This window comes from Polaribacter ponticola (assembly GCF_026191475.2).
Lineage (GTDB): Bacteria > Bacteroidota > Bacteroidia > Flavobacteriales > Flavobacteriaceae > Polaribacter > Polaribacter ponticola.
On record NZ_JAOSLC020000002.1, the window covers coordinates 701,938 to 726,076 of the forward strand.

A 24,139-nucleotide genomic window follows, 5' to 3' on the forward strand; every position below is an offset into this window, starting at 1 on the left:
TTAGAATCATTCTAAACAAGTTATTCTCTAGTATATTCTTCTTTTAAAAGCGCAACGTCTTTCTTTAGTTTTACCATGTCTTCTTTTTCGGTACCATCATAAAACCCACGAATACGTCTTTCTTTATCAATTAACACAAATTGTTCTGTGTGTATAAAATCATTTTCTCCTCCATCACCACCTTCTAAAACAGCAAAGTAACTCTTTCTAGCAAGTTCATAAATATGTTTTTTAGAACCAGTTGTTACATTCCATTTTGCATCTATTACACCTTTTCTCTCTGCATATTCTTTTAAAACAGAAACACTATCTATGGTAGGAGTAACAGAATGTGATAAGAACATAATATCATCATCTTGTTTGTAAAACTCTTGCAACTCACTCATATTATAAGCCATTGCAATACAAATAGTTTGGCAACGTGTAAAAAAGAAATCGGCTACGTAAATTTTATCTTTATAATTATTATTGGTAATAATTTCTCCGTTTTGGTTTATCAACTCAAAATCTGAAATAGTATGATTTTTTCTGATGTGTTTTAGAGTAACATCAACTAAATTAGGGTTTACATCTGCTGGATTATAAATTTTTAATTTCTTATCAACTTTTAACAAATGATAAAAAACAGGAATAGCGACAGCTGAAAAAACTAATAAAAAAATTAATGTTGGAAGTGATTTTTTAAAAAACTTAAAATCCATAAAAAATGTATTTAACACCACAAATTTACGACTTAAAAATACCTTAAAAAAGGAATCAAAAGCAATATCATTCTAAAATCTATGTTAAAATAAAAATCAACTCAAAATTGTTCTTTTTATAGTCTCTTTAAAAACGTACATTTGCGACTATTTTAATTTTTGATTTTAACGCTGAATGGAAATATTAATAAAAGCATCACAATTTATTTTAAGTTTATCTTTATTAATTGTTTTGCATGAATTGGGACACTTTATCCCTGCAAAATTATTTAAAACTAGAGTAGAAAAATTCTACTTATTTTTTGATTATAAATTCTCTATTTTTAAGAAAAAAATAGGCGAAACCGTTTACGGTATCGGTTGGATTCCCTTAGGAGGTTATGTAAAAATCTCTGGAATGATTGATGAAAGCATGGATACTGAGCAAATGGCTTTACCGCCACAACCATGGGAGTTTAGATCTAAACCCGCGTGGCAACGTTTAATAATTATGTTAGGTGGTGTTTTTGTAAACTTTATTTTAGGTATTTTTATCTATATCTGTTTAATGTGGGCTTATGGTGAAAAATATTTACCAAACGAAAACGTAAAAGATGGGGTTTGGGTACAAGACTCTTTAGCAATAAATTTAGGCTTACAAACTGGTGACAAAATTTTAACTGTAGATGGCCAGAAAATTAAAAAATTTGCTGGTTTATCATTAGAGTTTATTAATGGAAATAATTTTCAAATAGAAAGAAAAGGTGAAGTAATTGATAAAAAAATTCCTACGGATTTTATTTCACAATTAATGGATAGAGGTAAAAATTCCGGACCGTTTTTATATCCACGTTACCCTTTTGCTATTGGGAAAGTATCTGAAGATTCTCCGAATCTAAAATCAGGCTTAAAAGCAAAAGATATTGTTACCGCTATTAATGGTAATTCGATAAAATATTATGACGAAGCTAAAAATATTTTGGATAAATACAAAGGACAAGATGTTTCTGCAACTATTTTAAGAGGAAAAGAAACTAAAGAAATAGCTTTAAAGATAACAGATGAAGGGAAAATTGGTGTTGCATTTACAACTTTACCTTCTAAAGATTTAGAGCGATTAGGTTATTATGATTTAGCAGATATTGAGTATTCTTTTTCTGAAGCGATACCTGCAGGTTGGAATAAATCTTGGAAAACATTAACGGATTACGTGAAACAGTTGAAAAAAATATTTAATCCAAGTACAGGAGCATATAAAGGTTTAGGTGGTTTTATTTCTATTGGAAGTATTTTCCCTGATGAATGGAGTGCAGAGTCTTTTTGGAACATTACAGCTTTCTTATCTATTATGTTAGGTTTTATGAATTTACTACCAATTCCTGCATTAGATGGTGGTCATGTAGTTTTTACTCTTTGGGAAATGATTACTGGTAAAAAACCAGGTGATAAATTTTTAGAATATGCACAAGTTATTGGTTTTGTACTCTTAATAGCATTATTACTTTTTGCTAACGGAAACGATATTTTTAGACTTTTTAAATAACAATCTAAAACTTAAAAAAAGCCTCACAATTTAAAATTGTGAGGCTTTTTTTTTAATTCTAAAAGATCTATTGATAAAAGAAAACCACGTATACTCCGTATTACACTTATCACAAGCATAACTTTTAGTACCAGGTATTAATTTTACAAATGCTTTTCTCCTCATTCTGTGATTAGACACAGATTTACATTTTGGGCAAGCTTTCATTCTTATTTTTTTTACTTGCAAAGTACTAAATACTCTAAAATTTCACACAAAGGAAAAACACTTAAATTAGTACAGGAAAAAAATTATTTAAACTCTCAAAGATCTGTTTATAAATGAGAACCAAGTATACTGTGTATTGCATTTATCACAAGCATAAGTTTTTGTTCCAGGTATTAACTTTATAATTGCTTTTCTTCTCATTCTGTGCTTAGAAACAGATTTACATTTTGGGCAGGCTTTCATTTGGTAGTTTGTTAGTTATATAATACTTCTTAAGGGAGAGGAGTTGCAATATAATAAATTAATATATTAACATACAATAACTTACACTTCTTTTTAACAAAAAAAAGCATTCTCTAATTAGAGAATGCTTTTAATATCTTTTTAAAACAAATTTAAATTTTTACAGCTTTTCCTTTCTGCTTAGCAACTTCATTTCTTTCAATTTTATGCTCTGGTCTTGTCCATTTTGGTTTTTCTCCTAAAGCTTCAAATTGAGAATCTTGTGCCTCCACAGTTTGTGGTTGTACTTTTTTAGTAAATGGTTTTTGAGGATTTAACCCTAACAACTTAAACATTTTCATATCTTCATTTACATCTGGGTTTGGAGTTGTTAATAATTTATCTCCAGCAAATATAGAGTTTGCACCTGCAAAGAAACACATTGCTTGCCCTTCTCTACTCATTTGAGTTCTACCGGCAGATAAACGTACTTGAGTTTCTGGCAATACAATTCTAGTTGTAGCAACCATTCTAATCATATCCCAAATTTCAACAGGTTTTTCATCTTCAAGAGGTGTACCTTCTACAGCAACTAACGCATTTATTGGTGTAGATTCTGGTTGTGGGTTTAAAGTTGACAAAGCCACTAACATTCCTGCTCTATCTTCTGCAGATTCTCCCATTCCAATAATACCACCAGAACAAACAGTTACGTTTGTTTTACGTACATTATCAATTGTATCTAAACGATCTTGATAGCCTCTTGTAGAAATTACTTCTTTATAATATTCTTCAGACGAATCTAAATTATGATTGTATGCATATAAACCAGCTTCTGCCAATCTCTGAGCTTGATTTTCTGTAACCATACCCAAAGTACAACAAACCTCCATATCTAATTTGTTAATTCCTCTAACCATTTCTAAAACTTGGTCAAATTCTGGTCCGTCTTTTACATTTCTCCAAGCTGCACCCATACAAACTCTAGAACTACCACTTTCTTTAGCTCTTAATGCTTGTGCTTTTACCTGATTAACAGACATTAAATCGTTTCCTTCTACACCTGTGTGATATCTTGCAGCTTGCGGACAATATCCACAATCTTCAGAACAACCTCCAGTTTTTATAGACAATAAAGTTGAAACTTGTACAACATTAGGATCATGCTGTTTTCTATGAATTGTTGCTGCATCATACAGCAATTCCATCATTGGTTTATTGTATATTTCTAATATTTCTTCTTTCGTCCAATTGTGTCTTACTTCACTCATAAATATCGATTATTTAATAGTTCAAAAATAGGAATAATGAATTGTAATTTACAAATTTTTAGTTAATAATACTGAAACAGCATTCCCTCCAAAACCTACAGCATTAATTAAAATATTTTTTATTTTCTTAGGATGAGTTTGTTTCTCTGCAAAAGGCACTTCAATCACTTGTTGATGCTGTAACATAAGCAATCCTAACTCTAAATTTAACATACCAGATGCTCCGAAAGTATGACCTATTTTCCATTTATTAGTTGTTAAAAATGGTTGATTACTAACAAAAACTTTTTTTATAGCATTTATTTCTGATTGGTCTCCTTTTATAGTTCCTGGTACATGCATTATAATTGCATCAATTTCATCTGGATTAGTTTCACCTAAAGCCTTTTTCATAGATTTCTGAAAGCAAATTGCTTCAGTCGATATAGAAGTATTATGTTTTAAAACCTCTGTTGCAAAACCAATACCAGAAATTGTAGCTATTGCATTTTCTACAACTCCTTTTTCTAAACAGATTGCTGCTGCACCTTCACCCAAAACCATGGTGTTTTGTTTCTTTTCTAAATCGAAAGATTTACAAGGAAACTCATCTTTGTTTTTTGCGTACACTTTTAATGCTTGCATTTGAGCAATTGTAAAATTGGTTAATGCAGCTTCACTTCCACCAACTAAAAACTTTTCTGACATTCCAGAGTTTATCCAAGCAACTCCATTTAATAAAGAATGTAAAGCTGTAGAACAGGTTATTGAATGTGATACTTCTGGTCCAGATGTTTGTAGATCGTGTGCAACCCAAGAAGAAATATTTCCTAAAGTTGTGGTTGGCGAACTTAATGTTGATGACCTTTGCGTTTCTAAAAACTCTTTGTGATATTTTTCAAACAAAGTGGTCGCTCCTCTAGAAGAACCAAAATTTACACCGAAATTACCTTCTGATTTCCATTTTGCATTTTTTACGGCTTCTCTAGAAACATAAATGGCAAATAAAACTGAATCATCTAGATTTCTGTATTTTAAATCTAACTTTCTTAACTCATTTATTATTTGCTGATTTTCTGCTGAAAGCTGCCCTACAAAAACAGATTTACCATTCACTTCTTTTTCTGACAGAAAATGATTGTTTAATAAATAGTTGCTCCAAATTTCTTCAGAATTATTTCCTAATGCAGAAATGGATGCAAATGATGTTATAGAAATTGGTTGATTCATAATTTGCCACAAAGATAGGTTTTCGCGTTAAGGATTGAAGCATTGTTGGAGCTCATTTTTGTTGTTTTTCAACAAAAATAGCGACTGCTGAAAGCCTGACTTTTTTTAATCTAAAAATTTTTATTTCAAAACTTTTAGATTAAAAAAAGGGAACGCCCTAAACAATCTCTAAACTCTCTTCAATAGTTTTGTACACTTTTTCCAACTCTTTTTTGGAAACAATAAAAGGAACTTGAATGTAAATTGTGTTGCCTAAAGGACGTAAAAAAACACCTCTATCCATAAAAAACTTTAAAAGTTTATCTCTTAAACCTCCATATCTTTCTGAGTTTGTATCTAAATCTAAGGCAAAAATTACACCTTGAGAACGTGCTTTTTTTACTTTTGGATGTTTAACAATATGCTCTAAAAATTGTTTATGTGAAGCTGAAATTGTTTTAATATTTTGTTGAATTTCGTCTGTTTGCAACAATTCTATTGCTGCATTTGCAGCAGCACAAGCAATAGGATTTGCAGAATAGGTGTGACAATGGAAAAAGCCTTTTGACATTTCATTACTTAAAAAAGCTTTGTAAATTTTTTCTGTACAAGAGGTAATTGCCATTGGCACTAAACCTGCAGTTAAGGCTTTGCTTAAACAAATAATATCTGGTTTTGTTTCGATAAAATCGGAAGCAAAATTGCTACCTGTTTTTCCAAAACCTGTCATAACCTCATCTGCAATTGTTAGAATATTATTCGCTTTACAAAATTTTAAAATTTCATTTAAACCTTTTGCGTTGTGAATTTTCATTCCTGCAGCTCCTTGAATTATTGGTTCATAGACAAAACCTGCAATATTATTTTCTGCAATTATTTGTGCTAATTGCTCTAAAATTTCTTCGTGATTTTCTCCATTTGGAGTTGGAATTCTTTTTACATCCATTAAAAAATTTTCAAAAGGACCATTGTAAACGGATAATCCTGAAACTGACATTGCACCAAAAGTATCTCCATGAAAACCGTTTTCGAAAGCAATAAAAGTGCTACGTTTTTGATCTAAATTAAAATAGTATTGCAATGCCATTTTAATTCCTGCTTCTACTGCAGTAGATCCATTATCATTAAAGAAAATTCTATTTTGTCCTTTAGGTAATATCTTAATTAATTCTTCTGATAATTTTACAGCAGGTTCATGCGTAAAATCGCTAAACATTATTTGATCTAATGTTTGCATTTGTTTGTGAACTTTATCGATTATAAAATCGTTACAATGCCCAAACATACAGGTATACCAAGATGAAATTGCATCTATATATTCGTTACCATTTTCATCTGTTAACATACATCCTTTTGCTTTTACAATTGCCAAACTTTCTGGATGTGTTTGGTGTTGTTTTAATGGATGCCAAAGGTGATTTTTATCTCTTTCTTTTAATGTCATTATTATTTTCTTATGTAATTCTGAACTTGTTTCAGAATCTCATTATTTATTCTTATACGACCCTGAAACAAGTTCAGGGTGACATTTCACAACTAAAATTTCATTAATATTGGTTGTGAATTTAGGTGATAATCTTTCTTGACGCATTTTCCAAGTACGTTTTAAATCTTGATTTCCTAACTTAATTTTATCTGCTTTGTATTTTTTATTCAATCCATCTATTGCAGACATTAGTGGTTTGTGCTTTGGATTTTCGCGCGTAAATAAATTTAACTGAAAATTATTATTTGGCACTAACCCTGTTACAATAACTCCTGCTCTTTTATATTTAACACCAGCTCTAAAAATTGTTTTTACAGCTTCTACTGCTGCACTTGAAATTGTTAATGTAGAATCTGTTGGATAGGAAAAAACTACTGTTTTACTCTCTCTATGTTGCTGTAAATCTTTCTTATGTCTATCACTAGACAATTGTATAATTAACATGTGACAACTCGATTTTTGAGCACGTAATTTTTCTGCACAACTTGCTGCAAACGTAGAAATTCGTTCTTTAACATTCTCTATATCAGAATACGTATATTCAAAACTTCTAGTTGTTGCAATCATTTTTTTTGATGATACTTCTTCTAACGGAATTTTAGAAATGCCTTGTAAATCTTTTTGCAAACGCCATTCTACAATAGAGAAATTTTGTAAAACCCAATCGCTTGATAATTGTGTAAAATCGTAAGCTGTTTGTACACCTTTTGCTTGTAAACGTTTTTTTAAACGACTTCCAATTCCCCAAACATTGCCAATTTTTGTCCACTTTAATGCTTTTATTCTGTTTTCATCAGAATCAATTATACAAATTCCTTTAGATTGTTTTAAGTTAGAACGTGCAATTTTATTTGCAACTTTACTCAATGCTTTTGTTGGTGCAATACCTACACAAGTTGGTATGCCTGTCCATTTTAAAATTCTACTTCTAATTTTAATAGCATAATCTGTTAAATTATAATTTTCAAAACCTTCTAATTTTAAAAAAGATTCATCAATAGAATACACTTCTACATCTGGAGAAAAATCTGCTAAAATATTCATAACTCTTGCACTCATATCTCCATATAAAGGATAATTTGAAGACAAAACTGTAATATTATTTTCTTTGCAAAACTGTTCCCATTTAAAAATTGGTGCTCCAAAAGGCAGTTGAATTTTCTTTGCTTCATCGCTCATAGAAATAACACAACCATCATTATTGCTTAAAATAGCAACAGGTTTTCCTTGTAAATTCGGATTAAAAACCCGTTCACAAGAAGCATAAAAATTATTACAATCTACCAGTGCAAACATAACAGTAAAGGTATATAATTTTGCTATTTTTGTAATGATGAATTTACCAAAGAAGTTAACAAAAAAATTAAAATTGCGTGAAGAAAAGAATTCTTTACGAACTTTAAAAACACCTTCTAATTTGGTTGATTTTTCTTCTAATGATTACTTAGGTTTTGCAAAATCATCGGTAATTTTTGACAAAACACATCAGTTTTTGGTTGATAAAAATAGCAAACAAAATGGAGCTACAGGCAGCAGATTATTGTCTGGAAATCATCAATTATATAGAGAATTAGAGAATTTTTTAAGTAATTTTCATCTAACTGAATCTGCAACCATTTTTAACTCTGGTTATGATGCAAATATTGGTTTTTTTTCTGCTGTTCCACAAAGAGGAGATATCATTTTATATGATGAATTTATTCACGCTTCTATAAGAGATGGAATAAAATTGAGTAATGCTAAAGCTTTTAAGTTTTCGCATAATGATTTGGATTCTTTAGAAGAAAAAATTTTACGTTATTCTGATCTGTCGACTGCGCTCGAGGAGACATCTAAATTTAAAAATACAGTTTACGTTGTTACAGAATCTGTTTTTTCTATGGATGGAGATTCTCCAAGTTTAGAAAAAATATCAAAAATTTGTAAAAAAAACAACGCTTTTTTAATTGTTGATGAAGCGCATGCAGTTGGTGTTTTTGGTAAAAATGGGGTTGGAATTGTACAAGAAGTAAACCTCCAAAACGATGTTTTTGCAAGAATAATTACATTTGGAAAAGCCCTTGGTTGTCATGGAGCAGCTATTCTAGGAAGTAAAGAATTGCAAAAATATTTAATCAATTTTGCTCGAAGTTTTATTTATACAACTGGTCTATCTCCTCATTCTTTAGCAACTATTAAAGTTGCTTATACTGAGATGATAAAACAAACTCAGGATGATAAAATCTGTTTATTTGAAAATATTCAATATTTTAAATCTGAAGTAAAAAGAAACCACTTAAACTCTTTTTTATTGAAAGTGACTCTGCAATACATTGTTGTTTAATTTCTGGTAACGAAAAAGTAAAATCTATATCAGAAAAATTACAACATAAAGGTTTCGATGTAAAAGCCATTTTATCGCCAACTGTTAAAGAAAATCAAGAACGTTTGCGTTTTTGTTTGCATAGCTATAATTCTAAAAAAGAAATTAGTGATGTTTTGGAGTTAATAAATAATATTATGAATAATTAAAAGTGAATGAAAAAAGAAGTTTTAATTATTTTAGGATCTCCGAATTCACCAAAAGGAGAATTAACCACCATTTCAAAACAACGATTAAATTATTGTAAAAAAATATTTAAAGAAGATATGATGGTTCTTTGTACTGGAGGAAATGGAGCACATTTTAATATTGCAGAGAAAGCCCATGCATACTACACTAAAAATTATTTGATAAAAAAAGGCATCTCGGATACATTTTTTTTAGACTTTGCTTTATCACAAAATACAGTTGAAGATGCTGTAAAATCTAAAGAAATATTATTAAAAACGGATAACATTTCATCATTAAGAATAATTACTTCTGATTATCATTTAGAACGCGTAAAACTAATTTTTAATGAAATTTTAAGCGACTATAAAATGAAGTTTGTTGGACTAAAAAGTAATCTTACTAAAGAAGAGCATACTGCATTAATTAATCATGAGCATAAAGCAATTGAAGGAATTATAAAAAACGGATTATATTACTAAATATGCAAAATCAAAAAAAATACTTTATCACCGGAATTTCTACAGAAGTTGGTAAAACAGTTGCAGCAGCAATTGTAACAGAAGCTTTAGAAGCAGATTACTGGAAACCTATACAAGCAGGAGAATTAGACAATTCTGACACGCATAAAGTTGAACGATTTATTACAAACTCAAAATCTGTTTTTCATCAAAATTCGTATGCTTTAAAAACGCCTATGAGTCCGCATGCAGCAGCAGAAATAGATGGACTTACTATCGATATAAAAAAAATTACAGCGCCAAAAACTGATAATCATTTGGTAATTGAAGGCGCAGGTGGTTTACTCGTTCCTTTAAATAATTCTAAAACAATTTTAGATATTATAAAACCAACATACAAAGTAATTGTAGTTTCTCGTCATTACCTAGGCAGTATAAATCATACCCTTTTAACTGTAAAACTTTTACAAGAAAAAGGCTTTGATGTTTCTATTATTTTTTCTGGTGATGAACACAAAACAACAGAAGAAATTATTAAAAAAATGACCAATGCAGTTATAATTGGTAGAATTGAAGAAGAACCTTATTTTGATAAAAATGTGATTAAAGAATATGCAGATTTATTTAAAGAAAAATTGTAATTTGTAATCATAATGGAATCTTCAAAAACACTTACTTTTTTTACACCAAAAGCTTCATTAGGCAATGGCGCTATTTTAGTTGATGCCGGAATTTCTGCCGGTTTTCCTTCTCCTGCAGACGATTTTAGAGAAACTAGAATTTCTTTAGACGATGAATTAATCCAAAATAAAGATGCTACTTTTTTTGCAAAAGTAAAAGGACAATCTATGATTGATGCTGGTTTAGACGATAATGATTTGTTAGTAATCGATAGAAGTATTGAGCCTGCAAATAATAAAATTGCAGTTTGTTTTTTAGATGGAGAATTTACTGTAAAACGTTTACGAGTAGAAAAAAACGAAGTTTGGCTACAACCAGAAAACCCTAATTATCCTATTATAAACATCACAGAAGAGAATGATTTTGTTATTTGGGGTATTGTAACAAACGTTATTAAAAAAGTATAAAATTACCTTTTTTTAATATTTTATTATTGTTTTTCGATAATTTTTATATATTTGCAATGTCAAATAAATAAAAATGAATACTACAAATACATTAGAAAAAAACTGGAGTAAGCTATTTAAAATAGTTTTTAGGTTTACGTTTAGCTACTTTATTTTATTTATTCTTTTACTTTTTTTAGCATTCTTCTTAGAAGCTCCTTTACGTTGGTTTGCAGATTCTATTCTTAATTGGGGAACTGACTTTAAAATGGAAAGTACTGGAAGTGGAGATAGAACTTTTGATTATGTAAGATTCGCTTTTACTATTATTTTAACCATTTTTACAACAATAATTTGGAGTTTTTTAGATAAAAAAAGAACTTCTTATAACTCATTACAGTATTGGTTTCAGGTTACTTTAAGAATATTCTTGTGTTTTGCTATGATTCTTTATGGTTTAGCAAAAGTGTTTAAAGGTCAGTTTGCAGATCCAAGTTTAGAATTATTAATTCAAAATGTTGGCGAAATGTCTCCTATGGGTTTAGCTTGGACATTTATGGGGCATTCTATGTTTTATAATATTTTTACAGGTTCTTTAGAAATTATTGGAGGACTACTTTTACTAAATCGTAAAACAGTTTCTTTGGGTAGCTTCGTAATTTTAAGTGTTATGATTAATGTAGTTTTCATGAACTTTACTTATGATATACCTGTAAAATTATTTTCAATGCATTTGGTTTTAATGTCATTTTTATTATTGATGTCTGATGGAAAAAGATTTATACAATTTTTTATCAAAAATGAAAATATAGAAAAGCTACAGAACATCAACTATATAAAAAACAAATCTGTAATAAATATAATTAGCTTTTTAAAGAAAGCTCTCATTATAGTTTCTATTCTAATAATAGTAATTCAATGCTTTGTTCATTTTAAAGCTACAGATCAACTTAGATCAAAATCAAAATTAAGAGGTATTTGGAAAACCGAACTTTTTGTAATGGAACAAGATACTTTAGCTCCTTTAACTACAGACTCTAAAAGATGGAAATATTTTATAATTGATTATAAAGAGAAAGCTGTTATTAAATTAATGAATGATACAATAAATCGTTATTCATTTCAAGAAAATATTGATACAGAAGAAATCGTTTTTAAAGGTTTAGAAGATTCTGTTTCTCAAAAATTTAAATATTCAATAGCCAATAAAAATGAACTAAAACTAGAAGGATTTTTAAACGGAAAAGAGCTAAAAATAGAACTAAAAAAATTCCTAAAACTAATTTTAGGCTTCTTAACAGAAAGTTTCATTGGGTAAATGAAACTACATATAATTATTAAAATCGATAAAATTATGGCTAATACTCCAGTTTCGAAACAAAGAACTATTAAAGGCAACAAACTAAATTGTTTGGTTTGTAAAAACGATACTTTTTGGGAAAGGGAAACTTTAATGAATACAAAAAAAATGACTTTCTTTAAATTAGATTGGTTGAATAAAAAGGCAAAAAATTTTATTTGTAATAATTGTGGCCATGTACATTGGTTTTTAAATAAATAAAAAATGAATACAGAAAGAATATTAAAAATTATGAAATTCTTTTCATGGTTTGCGTTTATAGGATTAATGATAAAAAGTGGTACTATTTTAGTTACTTATTTATTAAGCATAAGTAATGTTGATGCTGCAAAAAACATGTATGAAGGATTAAACCTTTACGAGTATTTAAATTATAGCTTTTTAAACTATACTATCATTGTTTTTTATAAAATAATCTTATTTGCTGTTGAAGCTTACATTGCATATTTAATAATTCAATTATTAAAAAAACTAAACTTAAAACAACCTTTTAGCATAGATGTACATACATTAATGAAAAAGATAAGTTATGCAATTTTCTACTTGTGGATAATAGCAATTGTACACAATACACACATTCAAATTATTGGTAAAAAACACAATTTTGAAATGAGTTTATTTTCTAGTGATTTTGTTTTTCTATCACTTATCATTTTTATTTTTGCTCAGATTGTAAAACGTGGAATTGAAATTCAATCTGAAAACGATTTAACAATATAAATTATGCGAAAAATTAATATTTTAAAAGCAATTGTAGATTTACTTTGGTTTTTCTCTATGCCAATAATATTACTAATTGTAGGATTTTCAATTGCAATTTTCTTTGCTGATTTAGGCGATTTAAACGTCAAAATAAATTCAGTGAATTTTAACAATAACACTTTGTTATCAAAAATATTATTGATTATTTCTGGTCTAAATTATTTATTAATAATTGCAGCTTTGTATTTTTTTAGAAAAGTATTAAACTTCTTTATAAGAGTAAAAATCTTTGAAGAAACCGTTATTTTATACTTTAAGAAAATTGGAAACTTACTATCTGTATCCGGAATTATTTCTCTCACAATTTCTATGGTTAGTAAAGCTTATTTTGAGCAAAAAATAGCTTTAGAATTTGGGTTGAATCAACATTTAGTAATTATTTGTTTAGGCTTGTTCTTTCTAGTTTTAAGTGAAGTCTTTAAAATTGCAAAACATCAGAAACAAGAAAACGATTTAACAATATAATATGGCAATCATCGTAAATTTAGACGTAATACTTGCCAAACGTAAAATGCGTAGTAAAGAATTGGCAGAAATTATTGGTATTACAACAGCAAACTTATCTATTTTAAAATCGGGTAAAGCAAAAGCAATACGTTTTTCTACATTAGAAGCAATTTGTAAGGCTTTAAATTGCCAACCTTCGGATATTTTAGAATATCAGCAAGATTAAAAGCATCTCGATACAATTTTACGAGAAAGCAAAATCACTCGATGTGACAGACTAAAACTTTAAAGAAATTTAATTATCAGTTCGAGTGGTTTTTCTTACCAAGGAAGAAAAATTGTATCATCAACTTTTTAAATTATCCATAAAAAAACTCCAAATTTTCATTCGGAGTTTCTTTATAAAATAAGTTATCGACTGCGCTCGAACTGACAAATATTATCTATTCATTGGCTTATCTAAATTCATAAACATCAAATCAACATTTGTTGCTTCTTCACCTAATAAATATTTACTAAAATGATCTGCTCTTAGCCAAAAAGAATATTCTGTCATGCTTCCAAAACCATGTCTTTGCCCAGGCATAATCATAAATTTAAAACGTTTATTGGCTTTAATTAACTCGTTTGCCATTCTAATTGTTCCTGCAGGATTCACATTATTGTCCATATCTCCATGAATTAACATTAAATGTCCTTTTAGATTTTTTGCTAAAGATTGATTATCATCAATTTTATACTTGTGCGAGATTTTCCCTTTGGCATCAATTTCTTCTTTTACACCATGATGCGTTTCACTCCACCAAGAATTATACACATTATTATCATGATTTCCTGCAGATGAAACTGCAGCCTTAAAGAAATCTGGATATACTAACATTGCTGCTGTAGACATAAATCCACCACCAGAATGACCGTAAATTCCAACTTTTTCGATATCAATAAATTTGTGTTTGTTTGCTAATTGTTGTGCTACATATTTTTTATCTGCTAAACCATAATCACGTAAATTTCCATATCCATAATTATGATACCATTTAGAACGATCTGGATGACCACCACGGTTTCCTAATGTAATTACCACAAAACCTACTTGAGCCATTCTATCTAAACGATCCATTCTATAAGAAAAAGACTTGTTTACAGCTTCTGTTTGCGGACCTGGATATACATACTCTAACAATGGATATACTTTTGTAGTATCCATATCAAAAGGCTTATACATAACACCGTAAATATCTGTAATTCCATCATCTGCTTTTACCTTAAAAGGTTCTGGAAATTTATATCCAGAAGCCATTAATTGCGATAAATCTGCCGTTTCTAGATCCATAACTTTACGTCCGTTTACATCTCTCAATTCAGATTTTGGCACCGTATTTACTCTAGAATAATTACTTACAAAGTATTTATTAGAATCTGCCATACTTGTTCTTGCTGTAAAATCACCAGGATTTAAAGTTTTTAATCCTGTGCCATTTAAATTAATTCTATAAGAATGTGCGTAATAAGGATCTTGTTTTTTATGAACCCCATTTGCAGTAAAATAAAGAGTTCTAGTTTTCTCGTCTAATCCTTCAAAATTAGCAACATGATAATTTCCTTCCGTAACCTGGTTTTTTAAATTACCTTCTGTATCATATAAATAAAAATGCGCCCAACCATCACGTTCTGCCCAATGCAACATTTCTTTTTCATTATTCAATAAAATTAATGGGCGAGATTCTATGTAGGTATTAAAACGTTCTTCTATTAAGGTTTTATATTCTCCAGTATTAATGTCTGCAACATTAATATCATATTTTTTACGATCTCTAGAAATTACACTAAAATAGATTTTTCCTTTTTTTGACAACAATAAAGAAGGTCTAAAATCATCATCTCTACTCGATTGTTTTCTAGGAGCTCTAAATACCGAAATACTTTGCTGACGAACCGTATCTAAAGGAACTTTTACATGTGATTTTGTAGGAATGTCAAAAATTAGTAATTCTGATTTGTAATATTCTTGTTCTCCTGGCATGTGGTATTTATACGACTCTAAGGTTGGTCTTTTTTTACCAGTTGAGTTAATTACCCATAAATCTTTAATGTGTCTAGAATCCGATTTTTGAAAAACAAACTTTTTAGAATCGTGAGACCAAGTACCCCAAACACCTTTTCGTTTGTCTTTATTTTTTTCTTTATCAACATTATCTTCTCTTCCACCCCAAGTATAACCGTAATTTTCCTCACCGTCTTTGGTCCATTGGTTTTCTACAACTGTACTGTCTTTTTCATCTTTAATAAACTTTTTAAAGTTTACTTTATCCATCCAATAAATATTATGGTTTTTACCATATAAAACGATAGAACTATCTGGTGCAATATTTGCCCATTTTTTCCAAGGTTCTTTTTCTTTCTTTTTTGTGTCGATAATGGTTAAACCGTTTCCACCTAGTCTATATTCTAAATGATAAACCTTCTTTTCCATTTTAGGCTTTTTCTTTTTTGACTTTTTTGCCTTTTTTGTTGATGTTGAATCTTTTTTTACATCTTTTTTATCCTCCTTTTTTTCATCAACAACCTCAACTTCTTCGGTAGAAGTTACTCTAAAACGAATTGCATTTTCAGCTTTATTAAACTTAAAGCGTAAACGTGGTAAATGTTTAGCATCATAAGGATCCTTTGTAATTTCTGTTAACCATTTTGCCATTTTTACGTTATCGAAAAGTAATTTTTTAGATTTCTTATCAGCATCAACTATATAATAATTAGAGCCTTCAGAAGTTTTATAAGAATACCAAAAACGATTTCCTTTTTTTAGCCAATGCGGACTTACACTTGTAGAGTGCACCATTTTGGCTAAGTTTTTAGGCGAATATTTAGCCGCAGCTCTATAATTAGGCTTAGGTGTATCTTGTGCAGAAATTACTAAAACAGTAAATAAAGACAAGAAAAGAAGTACTATTTTTTTCATCGAGTAAGAATTTGATTAGTTCACGTAAAGTTCTCTAAAACAAACTACCTCACAAGTTTTTAAGATTTTTTTATAAAATATTTAACAGTTTTACCCTTAATTTAAATTACGCTTTTCTACAAAAAAACGTTTTAAGAGTTGAGAGCATTCGTTTTCTAGAATACCACTCACAACTTTAGTTTTAGGATGTAACGTAGTGTTTAAATTTACAAAACCTCTTTCTGGCTCAGAAGCACCATATACAATTTTACCTATTTGCGCCCAATAACTAGCGCCAGCACACATTTGACAAGGCTCTAAAGTAACATACAATATACATTCTTTTAAATATTTACCTCCTAAAAAATCTGCAGCAGAAGTAAATGCTTGCATTTCTGCATGTGCAGTTACGTCATTTAATGTTTCTGTTAAGTTATGTGCTCTTGCAATTATTTGATCTTTAAAAACAACAATAGCCCCAACAGGAACTTCTCCTTTAGAAAAAGCATTTTCTGCTTCTTGAAAAGCTTTTTTCATAAAATAAGTATCATCAAAAGGTTGTATCATGTTTTTGAATATAAAAATCAATATTACAAAATTTGATGTTGTATTTTTGCCTTCGAATGAAAAATTTGTTAGACAACATATCAAATCCATCTGATTTAAGAAAATTAAATCCAGTACAATTACCTCAAGTCGCAAAAGAGTTGAGAGCATTTATTATTGATATTGTAGCAACCAAAGAAGGCCATTTAGGTGCAAGTTTAGGTGTTGTAGAACTTACAATTGCATTGCATTATTTGTTTGACACTCCAAATGACTTATTAATTTGGGATGTTGGTCATCAAGCCTACGGACATAAAATTTTAACAGGTAGAAAAGATAATTTTCATACCAACAGACAATTTGGTGGCATTGCAGGATTTCCGTCAAGAAAAGAAAGCGAATTTGATACTTTTGGCGTTGGACATTCTTCTACTTCCATTTCTGCTGCTTTAGGAATGGCAATTGCATCAAACTTAAAAGGAGCAACAGAAAAACATCATATTGCTATTATTGGAGATGCTTCTATTGCCAGCGGAATGGCTTTTGAAGCGCTAAACCACGCAGGTGTTTCTAAAGCTAATTTATTAATTATTTTAAATGATAATGCTATTGGAATTGATCCTTCTGTAGGTGCTTTAAAAGAGTATTTAACAAAAGTTAAAACCGATAAAAGATTAGCTGTACAAAATAATATTATAAAAGCATTAAATTTTGATTATTCTGGCCCAATAGATGGCCATGATTTACCTAAAATTTTATTAGAATTAGACAGATTAAAAAATGTAAAAGGGCCTAAGTTCTTACACGTTATTACAACAAAGGGAAAAGGTTTACAACAAGCAGAAGAAGACCAAGTAACCTATCATGCTCCAGGAAAATTTGATAAAATTTCTGGAGAAAGAATACAAAAAGAAGCGAGTTTATATACTAAGTACCAAGACGTTTTTGGTAAAACAATTGTTGAACTAGCTAAAAAGAATGATAAAATTGTTGGTATTACACCTGCAATGTTAACAGGTAGTTCGTTAAAATTTATGATGCAAGAGTTTCCTAAAAGAACTTTTGATGTTGGTATTGCAGAACAACACGCAGTTACGCTAGCTGCTGGTATGGCTACACAAGGATTAATTCCGTTTTGTAATATTTACTCAACATTTTTACAACGCGCTTATGACCAAGTTATACATGATGTTGCGCTACAAAATTTACCTGTTATTTTCTGTTTAGACAGAGCTGGTTTGGTTGGAGAAGATGGAGCAACACATCATGGAGTTTTTGATATCGTTTTTTTAAGATGCATACCTAACTTAATAATTTTTGCGCCTAGAAACGAAATTGAATTACGAAACATTTTATACACAGCACAATTAGGTTTAAAGAATCCGATTGCAATTAGATATCCAAGAGGAACAGGAACAATTACAGACTGGAAACAACCTTTTAAAACAATAGAAATTGGTAAAGGTCTTCAACTTAAAGCAGGAAATGAAACTGCTATTTTAACGATTGGTACCATTTCTAAAAATGTTTCTGAAGCAATTAATTTATTAGAAAACAAAAAAGAGATTGCGCATTACGATATGCGTTTTGTAAAACCTCTAGATAAGCAATTACTGCATGATATTTTTAAAAATCATAAAACTATAATTACAGTTGAAAACGGCACAATAAATGGCGGATTTGGTTCGTCTATTTTAGAATTTGCGTCAGAATACAACTATTTAAATAAAATAAAAATACTAGGAATTCCAGATACTTTTATAGAGCATGGTAACATTAATATTCTACAAAGCAAAATAGGTTTAGATGTAAAAAGCTTAACTTCATATTTTTCTAAAGCATAAAAAAGGCGCCAGATGGCGCCTTTTTTATAAACTAAGTTGTAATTTATTCAATTACAATCTTATTTGAAGATTTCTTATTATTACTATCAATTACATTAACAATATAAACTCCAGCATTTAAGTTTACAGAAACATCTTGTTTTTCTTTATCGTTAAAATCTAAAACAGTTTTATAAACTTGCTTTCCATTAATATCAAAAATAACAACATTAGATGCTCCTAAATCGCTTTTAGCAAAAATAGTAAAGCTACCATTTGAAACTGTTGGGTAAACAGTAAAAGATTTATCTTCATTTAAAACTGCATCTACAGAAGCCGTTCTAGCATCAAACTTTCCAGAAAAAATACCTCTACCATGTGTAGCAGCAAACACTGTGTTATCATCACGTAAATCTAAATCTAAAACTTTTACATTTTTCATACCATTAAAAGATTGAACCCAAACAGGAGATGAATCACTAAAGTTTGCTGTTCTCCAAACACCTAATTCAGTTCCAATAATAACTTCTTCTAAATTTAAAGGATTTTGTAAAATTGCTTTAACTGGAATATCTGGGAAATTTCCTTCTTTATTATGCCAAGTTGCACCTGCATCGTCTGTATACCATATACTAACAACATTATAATTATGCATTGTCACAAAAATTTCATCTTCACTAACTCCAAATTCAATATCAGAAATACTTCCTACAAAACTAGGTCCAGAAATTTCTGTCCAAGTTGCTGTTGCATTAGCATTCGTAACCTTTAACAAATCGCCTAATTTAGTACCAACTAAAAGTGTTGTTGATGTAGTAGTGTAAGGAGATACAGTTAAAGCTGCAGGAGCAGAGGTCATTAAACTATTTGTTAATTCTGTTTTAAAAATAAACCCTGATAATAAATTTGAATATCTCTTTATTTTAGGCCCGTTAGTTCCAGAATAATTTGTATATAAAATGTTTAAATTAGAATCTAACTCTTCTTGATTTATAAAATCTCCATTTGAACTAGATTCAGAATTTATTGTTTTACTAGATCCTGTAGCTAAATTGTATAAATTAATTCCGTCATTATAAACATAATTTCTAATAAAATATTTATCTGTACCATCTTGATCAAAGAATGTATATGCACCATCTCCACCATAAGCTTCTATAGAACTATCTACACCAGTATTTGAATCTTCGAATGACTGTGTTCCATTATCTTGTGCTCCTGCTGCAAAATATTCTTTTCCATCAAAAGCAGCAGTAGGACCAACACCTACAGAATAAAATTGAGTAATATTTAATCCATTATTTCTAGAACCAGTTACTGTACCTCCATTATCTGTATAATACACACCTCCGTCATTACCAAATAACATTTTGTTAGTCTCTCCGTTTCCAAAAACTGCAATGTGTTGATCTGCATGAACTTCTTGAAAATTAAATCCTCCATACCAGTGAGAAAATTGATCCCAGTTAGCTCCACCATCTGTAGTTTTAAATAAATCTATACCACCTACATACACATTATCATCATCAGTAGGATTTACAGCAATAAGTAGATCATAAAAAGCTTGAACTCTAGTAAAATCTGCAGCAGTTATTCCGCTATCTGCATCATTAGGTAATGCTGTAGCAGTAGGGTCTGTAGAAAAAGCATCTTCAGTCTTTAAAATTGCAACACTACCACCTGCTGTTAATTGAGCTAATAAATATATTTTATCAGCGTTTGTTGCAGACAAAGCTATCTCTGTTCTATTTCCATTAGGAACCGCATAGGTTTCGTTAAAAGTAACACCATCAGTAGAAGAAAATACTCTACCACCACCATCGTTATAAATTTTACTATTTGTACTAGAAAGCCAAATTTTATTGTCTGCTCCAATCTCTAAATCGTTAGGACATGTAGGGTTTCCATCAGTTGTTTCTGGCAATGATAACTTCGTCCAAGAAGCTCCACCATCTACAGATTTATATAATCCATAAGTTAAAGATCCCTGTACAGTTGTAGCATTTGCAACACCATAAACAGCATCAGAAACACCTACATAAATTTCAGAAACTTCATTGTTTTTTCTAACTACTACATCATTTATGTGTTGTGGCCCAGGAACTACTACTGCTGTAAATGTTCCTGAAGAAGGGTTTAAAGAAACTTCAACATCTCCAGAAGCTAAAGCTGTTTCTAACATATCTCCATCTGCCTGAGAAATCATAATAGACGGTATAGCAATTGTAGTATCATCACCTCCCATTGGTACAGGATCTCCTGCAATATTATTCATAACTATAACAGCAATTGCTCCTGCATTTTCTGCATTTTTAACTTTTACATCAAAATCACAACCTCCTCTACGAATTAAAGCTATTTTACCATTGATATCTGAAGCGTTTGTTAAAGCATTACACCCGCCAGTTGGTGTTCCCGTACCATCATTTGCAAGTACTATTTTATTAACAATAGCTGTTGTAATTAAAGTACCAAAAGCTGTGGTTGGAAAAGAAATGTAATTTCCCTTAATATTATCTGGTGAAAGTACTGTGATGTTGTCTGAAGATTGGAAAAAACTTTTTCCTGTTACACCTCCAAAAATATTTGTCCAAGTTGCTCCTCTATCCGAAGATTTCCATAACCCGTCTCCATTAGCAGAACCAGTTGTATGACCAACATAAGATTCTCCAGTTCCAGCATAAAAAACATCCATATTATTAGGATCGTAAGTTAAGCTTGAAATTGATAAGTTATCTGGAATATCTACTTGTACCCAAGTTGAGTTTGGATCAGAAATTTTATCATTTCTCCATAATCCACCACTAACACTTCCTGCAAAAACAGTTTCGTTAGTTGTGTCATTAGGATCAAACATAACTGCTCTTACTCTACCAGCAACATTATTTGGTCCTCTTTCTATCCAAGGATTATCACTACCATCTCCAGGAACTCTTTTTGCAGTTCTATCATCAGATATTTTTTTGAATTTTAAAAATGTTTTCTGGATATGTTTTACCTGTTAAAGGGCTCATTTCATGAAGAAATTCTTGTTCTATAAAAGCATTTGGAGGCAACCCCATAGATTTTCTCACTTTCTTAGCCAAACTCATCGTTTTTTGATAAGGATGGTTATTAAAGAATTCTGCATGTTGCTGTTTTAAGCTTTCATTTTCACTATTATTAGTGGAAAACTTAAAGATAAGTCCAATACCAACAAGCAATACTGCGGTATAAAGTAATTTTTTTGTCATGGTTTGTTTGAATTAATTATTAATGAGATTCCAAATTTAGCTAATTTTTATAGCTTTATATAATATTTCCAGTTAATTTTTTATGTGTTCTAATAGCGTAACTATCTGACATTGTAGAAACATAAGTACAAACGCTCATAATTCTATGGTACAATATACTTGTCTCATTTTGATACTCTAAGGGCAATAAATTTAGCACCAGTTTATCGTAATTAGATTGGCTACCATCAAACTTATTATTTAGGGCAGAAACGAAAACATGCAATAAGTCTGCTATTATTCTATAACCAGCAACTTCTTTTTCTACAACCTCTTTACTTTTATAGATTTTAGCTACACTTATTTTTATTATGTCGTTAATTTGTGCTTCATACTTACATTTATCTAATAAAGATTTATCAAAACTTCCATTTAAAATAGATTTTTCATTATTTAAAAATATTTCAATTGCCTCTTCAATTAAAGCACTAATTGCAATTGCACGTAAATAAGCTGTTCTGTCTTTAGTATGTTTTAATGCGTAGTATTTATCCCTATTAATACCTGTTATTAATTTAGACATATACTCTAAAGCATAATCTTCATCTATTAGTCCAAGGTTAATTCCATCTTCAAAATCAATAATCGTATAACAAATATCATCTGCAGCTTCTACTAAATAGGCTAATGGGTGTCTATAAAAAGAATTTTCTTCTTTAGACTTAGCTTTTAAACCTAATTCTTCTGCTACATCTAAAAATTCAGTTTTTTCAGATTGAAAGAAGCCATATTTTTTATCTACAATATGATCGGTTGGTTTTTTAGGCAAACTTTCTTTCGGATATTTTAAAAAAGCACCTAATGTTGCATAACTTAAGCGCAAACCTCCAGAAATTCCTTCTCTAGATTCTGTAAGGATTTTAAAACCATTAGCATTTCCTTCAAAATCAATTAAATCTTGGTATTCTTTTGCTGATAATTGCTCTTTATACTTAGCTCCATTTCCTGTTTTAAAATACTCTCCAATTGCTTTTTCTCCAGAATGACCAAAAGGCGGATTCCCAATATCGTGTGTAACAGATGCAGCTGCAACAATTGCCCCAAAATCGTTAAAAGTATATCCTAAATTTACTAAATTAGGATGACGTTCTAATAAAACTTTCCCTACTCTTCTACCTAAAGTTCTACCTACAACAGAAACTTCTAAACTATGGGTTAAGCGCGTGTGTACAAAATCGGTATCGGACAACGGGATTACTTGAGTTTTATCTTGTAAACTTCTAAATGCTGATGAAAATATAATTCTATCAAAATCTACATCAAAGCCTAATCGAGTTTCATCTTGTGCTATTCTTGGGCGTTTTTCTGTGTCGCCAAAACGTTTTAAAGAAAGGAGTTGTTCCCAGTTCATTACTTATTTTTTATTTTTTCGAAAATACGAAAAAAGAGAAGTATTTCTACCTCTCTTTTACCTTAAATAATTATGCTATTTTCCAAAAGGATTTAATTTCCCTCGCAGTTTCCTTAATTTTTTCTATATAGAATAACTTATTTTTTGGAGCATCGATCATTCTGCCATCAAAAACATCTAAAGAAAAACATAATTCTGGTAAAACTTTTGCTTGATATTTATCCTCAATAACTTTTAAATATTTTTCTATTAAAAAAGAAACCTTTTTGGAATCTTCTAATTCAAATACATTTCTTTTAGAGATATGAATTTTTATACCTCCAATATATTTTTCATTATCATAAACCATAGTAAAAATAACATCTGGCGAAACCAAAATTTCAACACCTTCTATGAATATTGATTTTATTTCCGGTTTTTTAATAATATCAAGTTTATGACTTTTTAATATTTTGGGTATTTTTATTTTCATATACCTTTGAATAGCTTCAATTGAAATAGTTTTATTTAAAACTTGTCTTGGCTTAATTGGTACTTTATCTTTAAGCCTCTGAAGACCTTCAATAATAGGATTTTTATCCCCATTATTAGAAAGTGATTTTTTAATACTTGCTCTTGGGGTTTGATATAAAGATATCATGAACTTATTAGGTTCTTTTTGCTGCCTAATTATTCGTTTCTTTTTTGAGTCTGTTCCTTTTGAGAAATCTACAAATTGATTTATTGATATAAAATATTCCATTATATTCTGAATTTTAAATTGTTAATTATTAATTATTATTGTTAATAAGTCTGCTATCAAGTCTAAAACAAGGGCATAATCCATATTTTGACTTTTTATAAAATTTAGAAAAATAACTTGGCAAAAAGAATCCTAATTTGTAAGTTTGAAAAACAAAAAGGGAGATTGAGTAGTCTCAAAATTCTTTTTTATTAACTAAATTTTAGCCCTGCAAGGAAAAAATTAAAGTTTTACCAAGAAGCG

22 protein-coding genes are annotated in these 24,139 nt (G+C 29.7%); 11 read left to right on the forward strand and 11 right to left on the reverse strand.

The annotated features are described in order from the left end of the window. Positions 1-20 precede the first annotated feature (20 nt). Complete coding sequence (locus N5A56_RS03685; RefSeq protein WP_265726331.1) at positions 21-701, reverse strand: SCO family protein; 681 nt, start codon at positions 699-701, stop codon at positions 21-23. Between the two features lie 175 nt (positions 702-876). Here N5A56_RS03685 and rseP point away from each other — a divergent pair, with 175 nt between their 5' ends. Continuing rightward, positions 877-2,223 (forward strand): RIP metalloprotease RseP, encoded by a 1,347-nt coding sequence (gene rseP / locus N5A56_RS03690; RefSeq protein WP_265726330.1) that lies wholly within the window; start codon positions 877-879, stop codon positions 2,221-2,223. A gap of 602 nt (positions 2,224-2,825) precedes the next feature. Here the strand turns inward: rseP and bioB are convergent. From bioB to N5A56_RS03710, 4 genes are all read right to left on the reverse strand, one after another. Further along, positions 2,826-3,923, reverse strand: coding sequence for a biotin synthase BioB (gene bioB / locus N5A56_RS03695; protein WP_265726329.1), 1,098 nt, complete (start codon positions 3,921-3,923; stop codon positions 2,826-2,828). Positions 3,924-3,971: 48 nt separating this feature from the next. Continuing rightward, entirely contained in the window at positions 3,972-5,132 is a 1,161-nt protein-coding gene (locus N5A56_RS03700; RefSeq protein WP_265726328.1) for a beta-ketoacyl synthase N-terminal-like domain-containing protein, read from the reverse strand. Positions 5,133-5,289: 157 nt separating this feature from the next. Next, entirely contained in the window at positions 5,290-6,555 is a 1,266-nt protein-coding gene (gene bioA, locus N5A56_RS03705) for an adenosylmethionine--8-amino-7-oxononanoate transaminase (protein ID WP_265726327.1), read from the reverse strand. A 42-nt stretch (positions 6,556-6,597) separates the two neighbouring features. Next, positions 6,598-7,893 carry a Y-family DNA polymerase gene (locus N5A56_RS03710; RefSeq protein ID WP_274270189.1) on the reverse strand — a complete coding sequence of 432 codons (1,296 nt, stop codon included), beginning with the start codon at positions 7,891-7,893 and terminating at the stop codon, positions 6,598-6,600. 34 nt (positions 7,894-7,927) lie between these two features. Between N5A56_RS03710 and N5A56_RS03715 the strand changes: the two genes are divergently transcribed. The 9 genes from N5A56_RS03715 to N5A56_RS03755 all read left to right on the forward strand — a co-directional run bounded on the left by N5A56_RS03715 (position 7,928) and on the right by N5A56_RS03755 (position 13,450). Further along, entirely contained in the window at positions 7,928-8,920 is a 993-nt protein-coding gene (locus N5A56_RS03715; protein WP_420793185.1) for an aminotransferase class I/II-fold pyridoxal phosphate-dependent enzyme, read from the forward strand. Positions 8,921-9,114: 194 nt separating this feature from the next. Continuing rightward, entirely contained in the window at positions 9,115-9,609 is a 495-nt protein-coding gene (locus N5A56_RS03720; RefSeq protein ID WP_265726326.1) for a YdcF family protein, read from the forward strand. Between the two features lie 2 nt (positions 9,610-9,611). Then, on the forward strand, positions 9,612-10,229 hold the full coding sequence (gene bioD / locus N5A56_RS03725; protein WP_265726325.1) for a dethiobiotin synthase: 618 nt from the start codon (positions 9,612-9,614) through the stop codon (positions 10,227-10,229). Between the two features lie 12 nt (positions 10,230-10,241). After that, on the forward strand, positions 10,242-10,676 hold the full coding sequence (locus N5A56_RS03730; protein WP_265726324.1) for a LexA family protein: 435 nt from the start codon (positions 10,242-10,244) through the stop codon (positions 10,674-10,676). Between the two features lie 73 nt (positions 10,677-10,749). Then, positions 10,750-11,973: a hypothetical protein gene (locus N5A56_RS03735; protein ID WP_265726323.1), complete on the forward strand. Its 1,224-nt coding sequence runs from the start codon at positions 10,750-10,752 to the stop codon at positions 11,971-11,973. Beyond that, positions 11,974-12,216 (forward strand): hypothetical protein, encoded by a 243-nt coding sequence (locus N5A56_RS03740; protein WP_265726322.1) that lies wholly within the window; start codon positions 11,974-11,976, stop codon positions 12,214-12,216. A gap of 3 nt (positions 12,217-12,219) precedes the next feature. After that, positions 12,220-12,735, forward strand: a complete 516-nt coding sequence (locus N5A56_RS03745) for a DUF2975 domain-containing protein (RefSeq protein ID WP_265726321.1) — start codon at positions 12,220-12,222, stop codon at positions 12,733-12,735. Between the two features lie 3 nt (positions 12,736-12,738). Continuing rightward, positions 12,739-13,242, forward strand: coding sequence for a DUF2975 domain-containing protein (locus N5A56_RS03750; protein ID WP_265726320.1), 504 nt, complete (start codon positions 12,739-12,741; stop codon positions 13,240-13,242). A 1-nt stretch (position 13,243) separates the two neighbouring features. Further along, positions 13,244-13,450: a helix-turn-helix domain-containing protein gene (locus N5A56_RS03755; RefSeq protein ID WP_265726319.1), complete on the forward strand. Its 207-nt coding sequence runs from the start codon at positions 13,244-13,246 to the stop codon at positions 13,448-13,450. Between the two features lie 213 nt (positions 13,451-13,663). Here N5A56_RS03755 and N5A56_RS03760 read toward each other — a convergent pair whose 3' ends face one another. Continuing rightward, on the reverse strand, positions 13,664-16,183 hold the full coding sequence (locus tag N5A56_RS03760) for a S9 family peptidase (protein ID WP_265726318.1): 2,520 nt from the start codon (positions 16,181-16,183) through the stop codon (positions 13,664-13,666). 96 nt (positions 16,184-16,279) lie between these two features. Beyond that, positions 16,280-16,729 (reverse strand): nucleoside deaminase, encoded by a 450-nt coding sequence (locus tag N5A56_RS03765; protein ID WP_265726317.1) that lies wholly within the window; start codon positions 16,727-16,729, stop codon positions 16,280-16,282. Positions 16,730-16,785: 56 nt separating this feature from the next. Here N5A56_RS03765 and dxs point away from each other — a divergent pair, with 56 nt between their 5' ends. Beyond that, positions 16,786-18,552, forward strand: a complete 1,767-nt coding sequence (gene dxs, locus N5A56_RS03770; RefSeq protein WP_265726316.1) for a 1-deoxy-D-xylulose-5-phosphate synthase — start codon at positions 16,786-16,788, stop codon at positions 18,550-18,552. Positions 18,553-18,595: 43 nt separating this feature from the next. Here the strand turns inward: dxs and N5A56_RS03775 are convergent, their stop codons facing one another. The 4 genes from N5A56_RS03775 to N5A56_RS03790 form a co-directional block, all read right to left on the reverse strand. Further along, entirely contained in the window at positions 18,596-21,388 is a 2,793-nt protein-coding gene (locus tag N5A56_RS03775; RefSeq protein ID WP_274270190.1) for a PA domain-containing protein, read from the reverse strand. A gap of 94 nt (positions 21,389-21,482) precedes the next feature. Then, on the reverse strand, positions 21,483-21,764 hold the full coding sequence (locus N5A56_RS03780; RefSeq protein ID WP_265726313.1) for a hypothetical protein: 282 nt from the start codon (positions 21,762-21,764) through the stop codon (positions 21,483-21,485). A gap of 55 nt (positions 21,765-21,819) precedes the next feature. Further along, positions 21,820-23,154, reverse strand: a complete 1,335-nt coding sequence (dgt, locus tag N5A56_RS03785) for a dGTP triphosphohydrolase (protein ID WP_265726312.1) — start codon at positions 23,152-23,154, stop codon at positions 21,820-21,822. Positions 23,155-23,224: 70 nt separating this feature from the next. Further along, positions 23,225-23,896, reverse strand: coding sequence for a hypothetical protein (locus N5A56_RS03790; RefSeq protein ID WP_265726311.1), 672 nt, complete (start codon positions 23,894-23,896; stop codon positions 23,225-23,227). Between the last annotated feature and the right edge of the window lie 243 nt (positions 23,897-24,139).

Excerpts from the sequence above, each read along its gene's own strand:
- N5A56_RS03780 (WP_265726313.1), bottom strand. The coding sequence starts at position 21,764 with ATGACAAAAAAATTACTTTATACCGCAGTATTGCTTGTTGGTATTGGA.
- N5A56_RS03735 (WP_265726323.1), top strand. The coding sequence starts at position 10,750 with ATGAATACTACAAATACATTAGAAAAAAACTGGAGTAAGCTATTTAAA.
- N5A56_RS03715 (WP_420793185.1), top strand. The coding sequence starts at position 7,928 with ATGATGAATTTACCAAAGAAGTTAACAAAAAAATTAAAATTGCGTGAA.
- bioA (WP_265726327.1), bottom strand. The coding sequence starts at position 6,555 with ATGACATTAAAAGAAAGAGATAAAAATCACCTTTGGCATCCATTAAAA.
- bioD (WP_265726325.1), top strand. The coding sequence starts at position 9,612 with ATGCAAAATCAAAAAAAATACTTTATCACCGGAATTTCTACAGAAGTT.
- N5A56_RS03755 (WP_265726319.1), top strand. The coding sequence starts at position 13,244 with ATGGCAATCATCGTAAATTTAGACGTAATACTTGCCAAACGTAAAATG.
- dgt (WP_265726312.1), bottom strand. The coding sequence starts at position 23,154 with ATGAACTGGGAACAACTCCTTTCTTTAAAACGTTTTGGCGACACAGAA.
- N5A56_RS03790 (WP_265726311.1), bottom strand. The coding sequence starts at position 23,896 with ATGGAATATTTTATATCAATAAATCAATTTGTAGATTTCTCAAAAGGA.
- N5A56_RS03700 (WP_265726328.1), bottom strand. The coding sequence starts at position 5,132 with ATGAATCAACCAATTTCTATAACATCATTTGCATCCATTTCTGCATTA.
- N5A56_RS03730 (WP_265726324.1), top strand. The coding sequence starts at position 10,242 with ATGGAATCTTCAAAAACACTTACTTTTTTTACACCAAAAGCTTCATTA.
- N5A56_RS03685 (WP_265726331.1), bottom strand. The coding sequence starts at position 701 with ATGGATTTTAAGTTTTTTAAAAAATCACTTCCAACATTAATTTTTTTA.
- N5A56_RS03765 (WP_265726317.1), bottom strand. The coding sequence starts at position 16,729 with ATGATACAACCTTTTGATGATACTTATTTTATGAAAAAAGCTTTTCAA.
- rseP (WP_265726330.1), top strand. The coding sequence starts at position 877 with ATGGAAATATTAATAAAAGCATCACAATTTATTTTAAGTTTATCTTTA.
- N5A56_RS03720 (WP_265726326.1), top strand. The coding sequence starts at position 9,115 with ATGAAAAAAGAAGTTTTAATTATTTTAGGATCTCCGAATTCACCAAAA.
- bioB (WP_265726329.1), bottom strand. The coding sequence starts at position 3,923 with ATGAGTGAAGTAAGACACAATTGGACGAAAGAAGAAATATTAGAAATA.
- N5A56_RS03775 (WP_274270190.1), bottom strand. The coding sequence starts at position 21,388 with ATGTTTGATCCTAATGACACAACTAACGAAACTGTTTTTGCAGGAAGT.
- N5A56_RS03710 (WP_274270189.1), bottom strand. The coding sequence starts at position 7,893 with ATGTTTGCACTGGTAGATTGTAATAATTTTTATGCTTCTTGTGAACGG.
- N5A56_RS03750 (WP_265726320.1), top strand. The coding sequence starts at position 12,739 with ATGCGAAAAATTAATATTTTAAAAGCAATTGTAGATTTACTTTGGTTT.
- N5A56_RS03745 (WP_265726321.1), top strand. The coding sequence starts at position 12,220 with ATGAATACAGAAAGAATATTAAAAATTATGAAATTCTTTTCATGGTTT.
- N5A56_RS03760 (WP_265726318.1), bottom strand. The coding sequence starts at position 16,183 with ATGAAAAAAATAGTACTTCTTTTCTTGTCTTTATTTACTGTTTTAGTA.
- N5A56_RS03740 (WP_265726322.1), top strand. The coding sequence starts at position 11,974 with ATGAAACTACATATAATTATTAAAATCGATAAAATTATGGCTAATACT.
- dxs (WP_265726316.1), top strand. The coding sequence starts at position 16,786 with ATGAAAAATTTGTTAGACAACATATCAAATCCATCTGATTTAAGAAAA.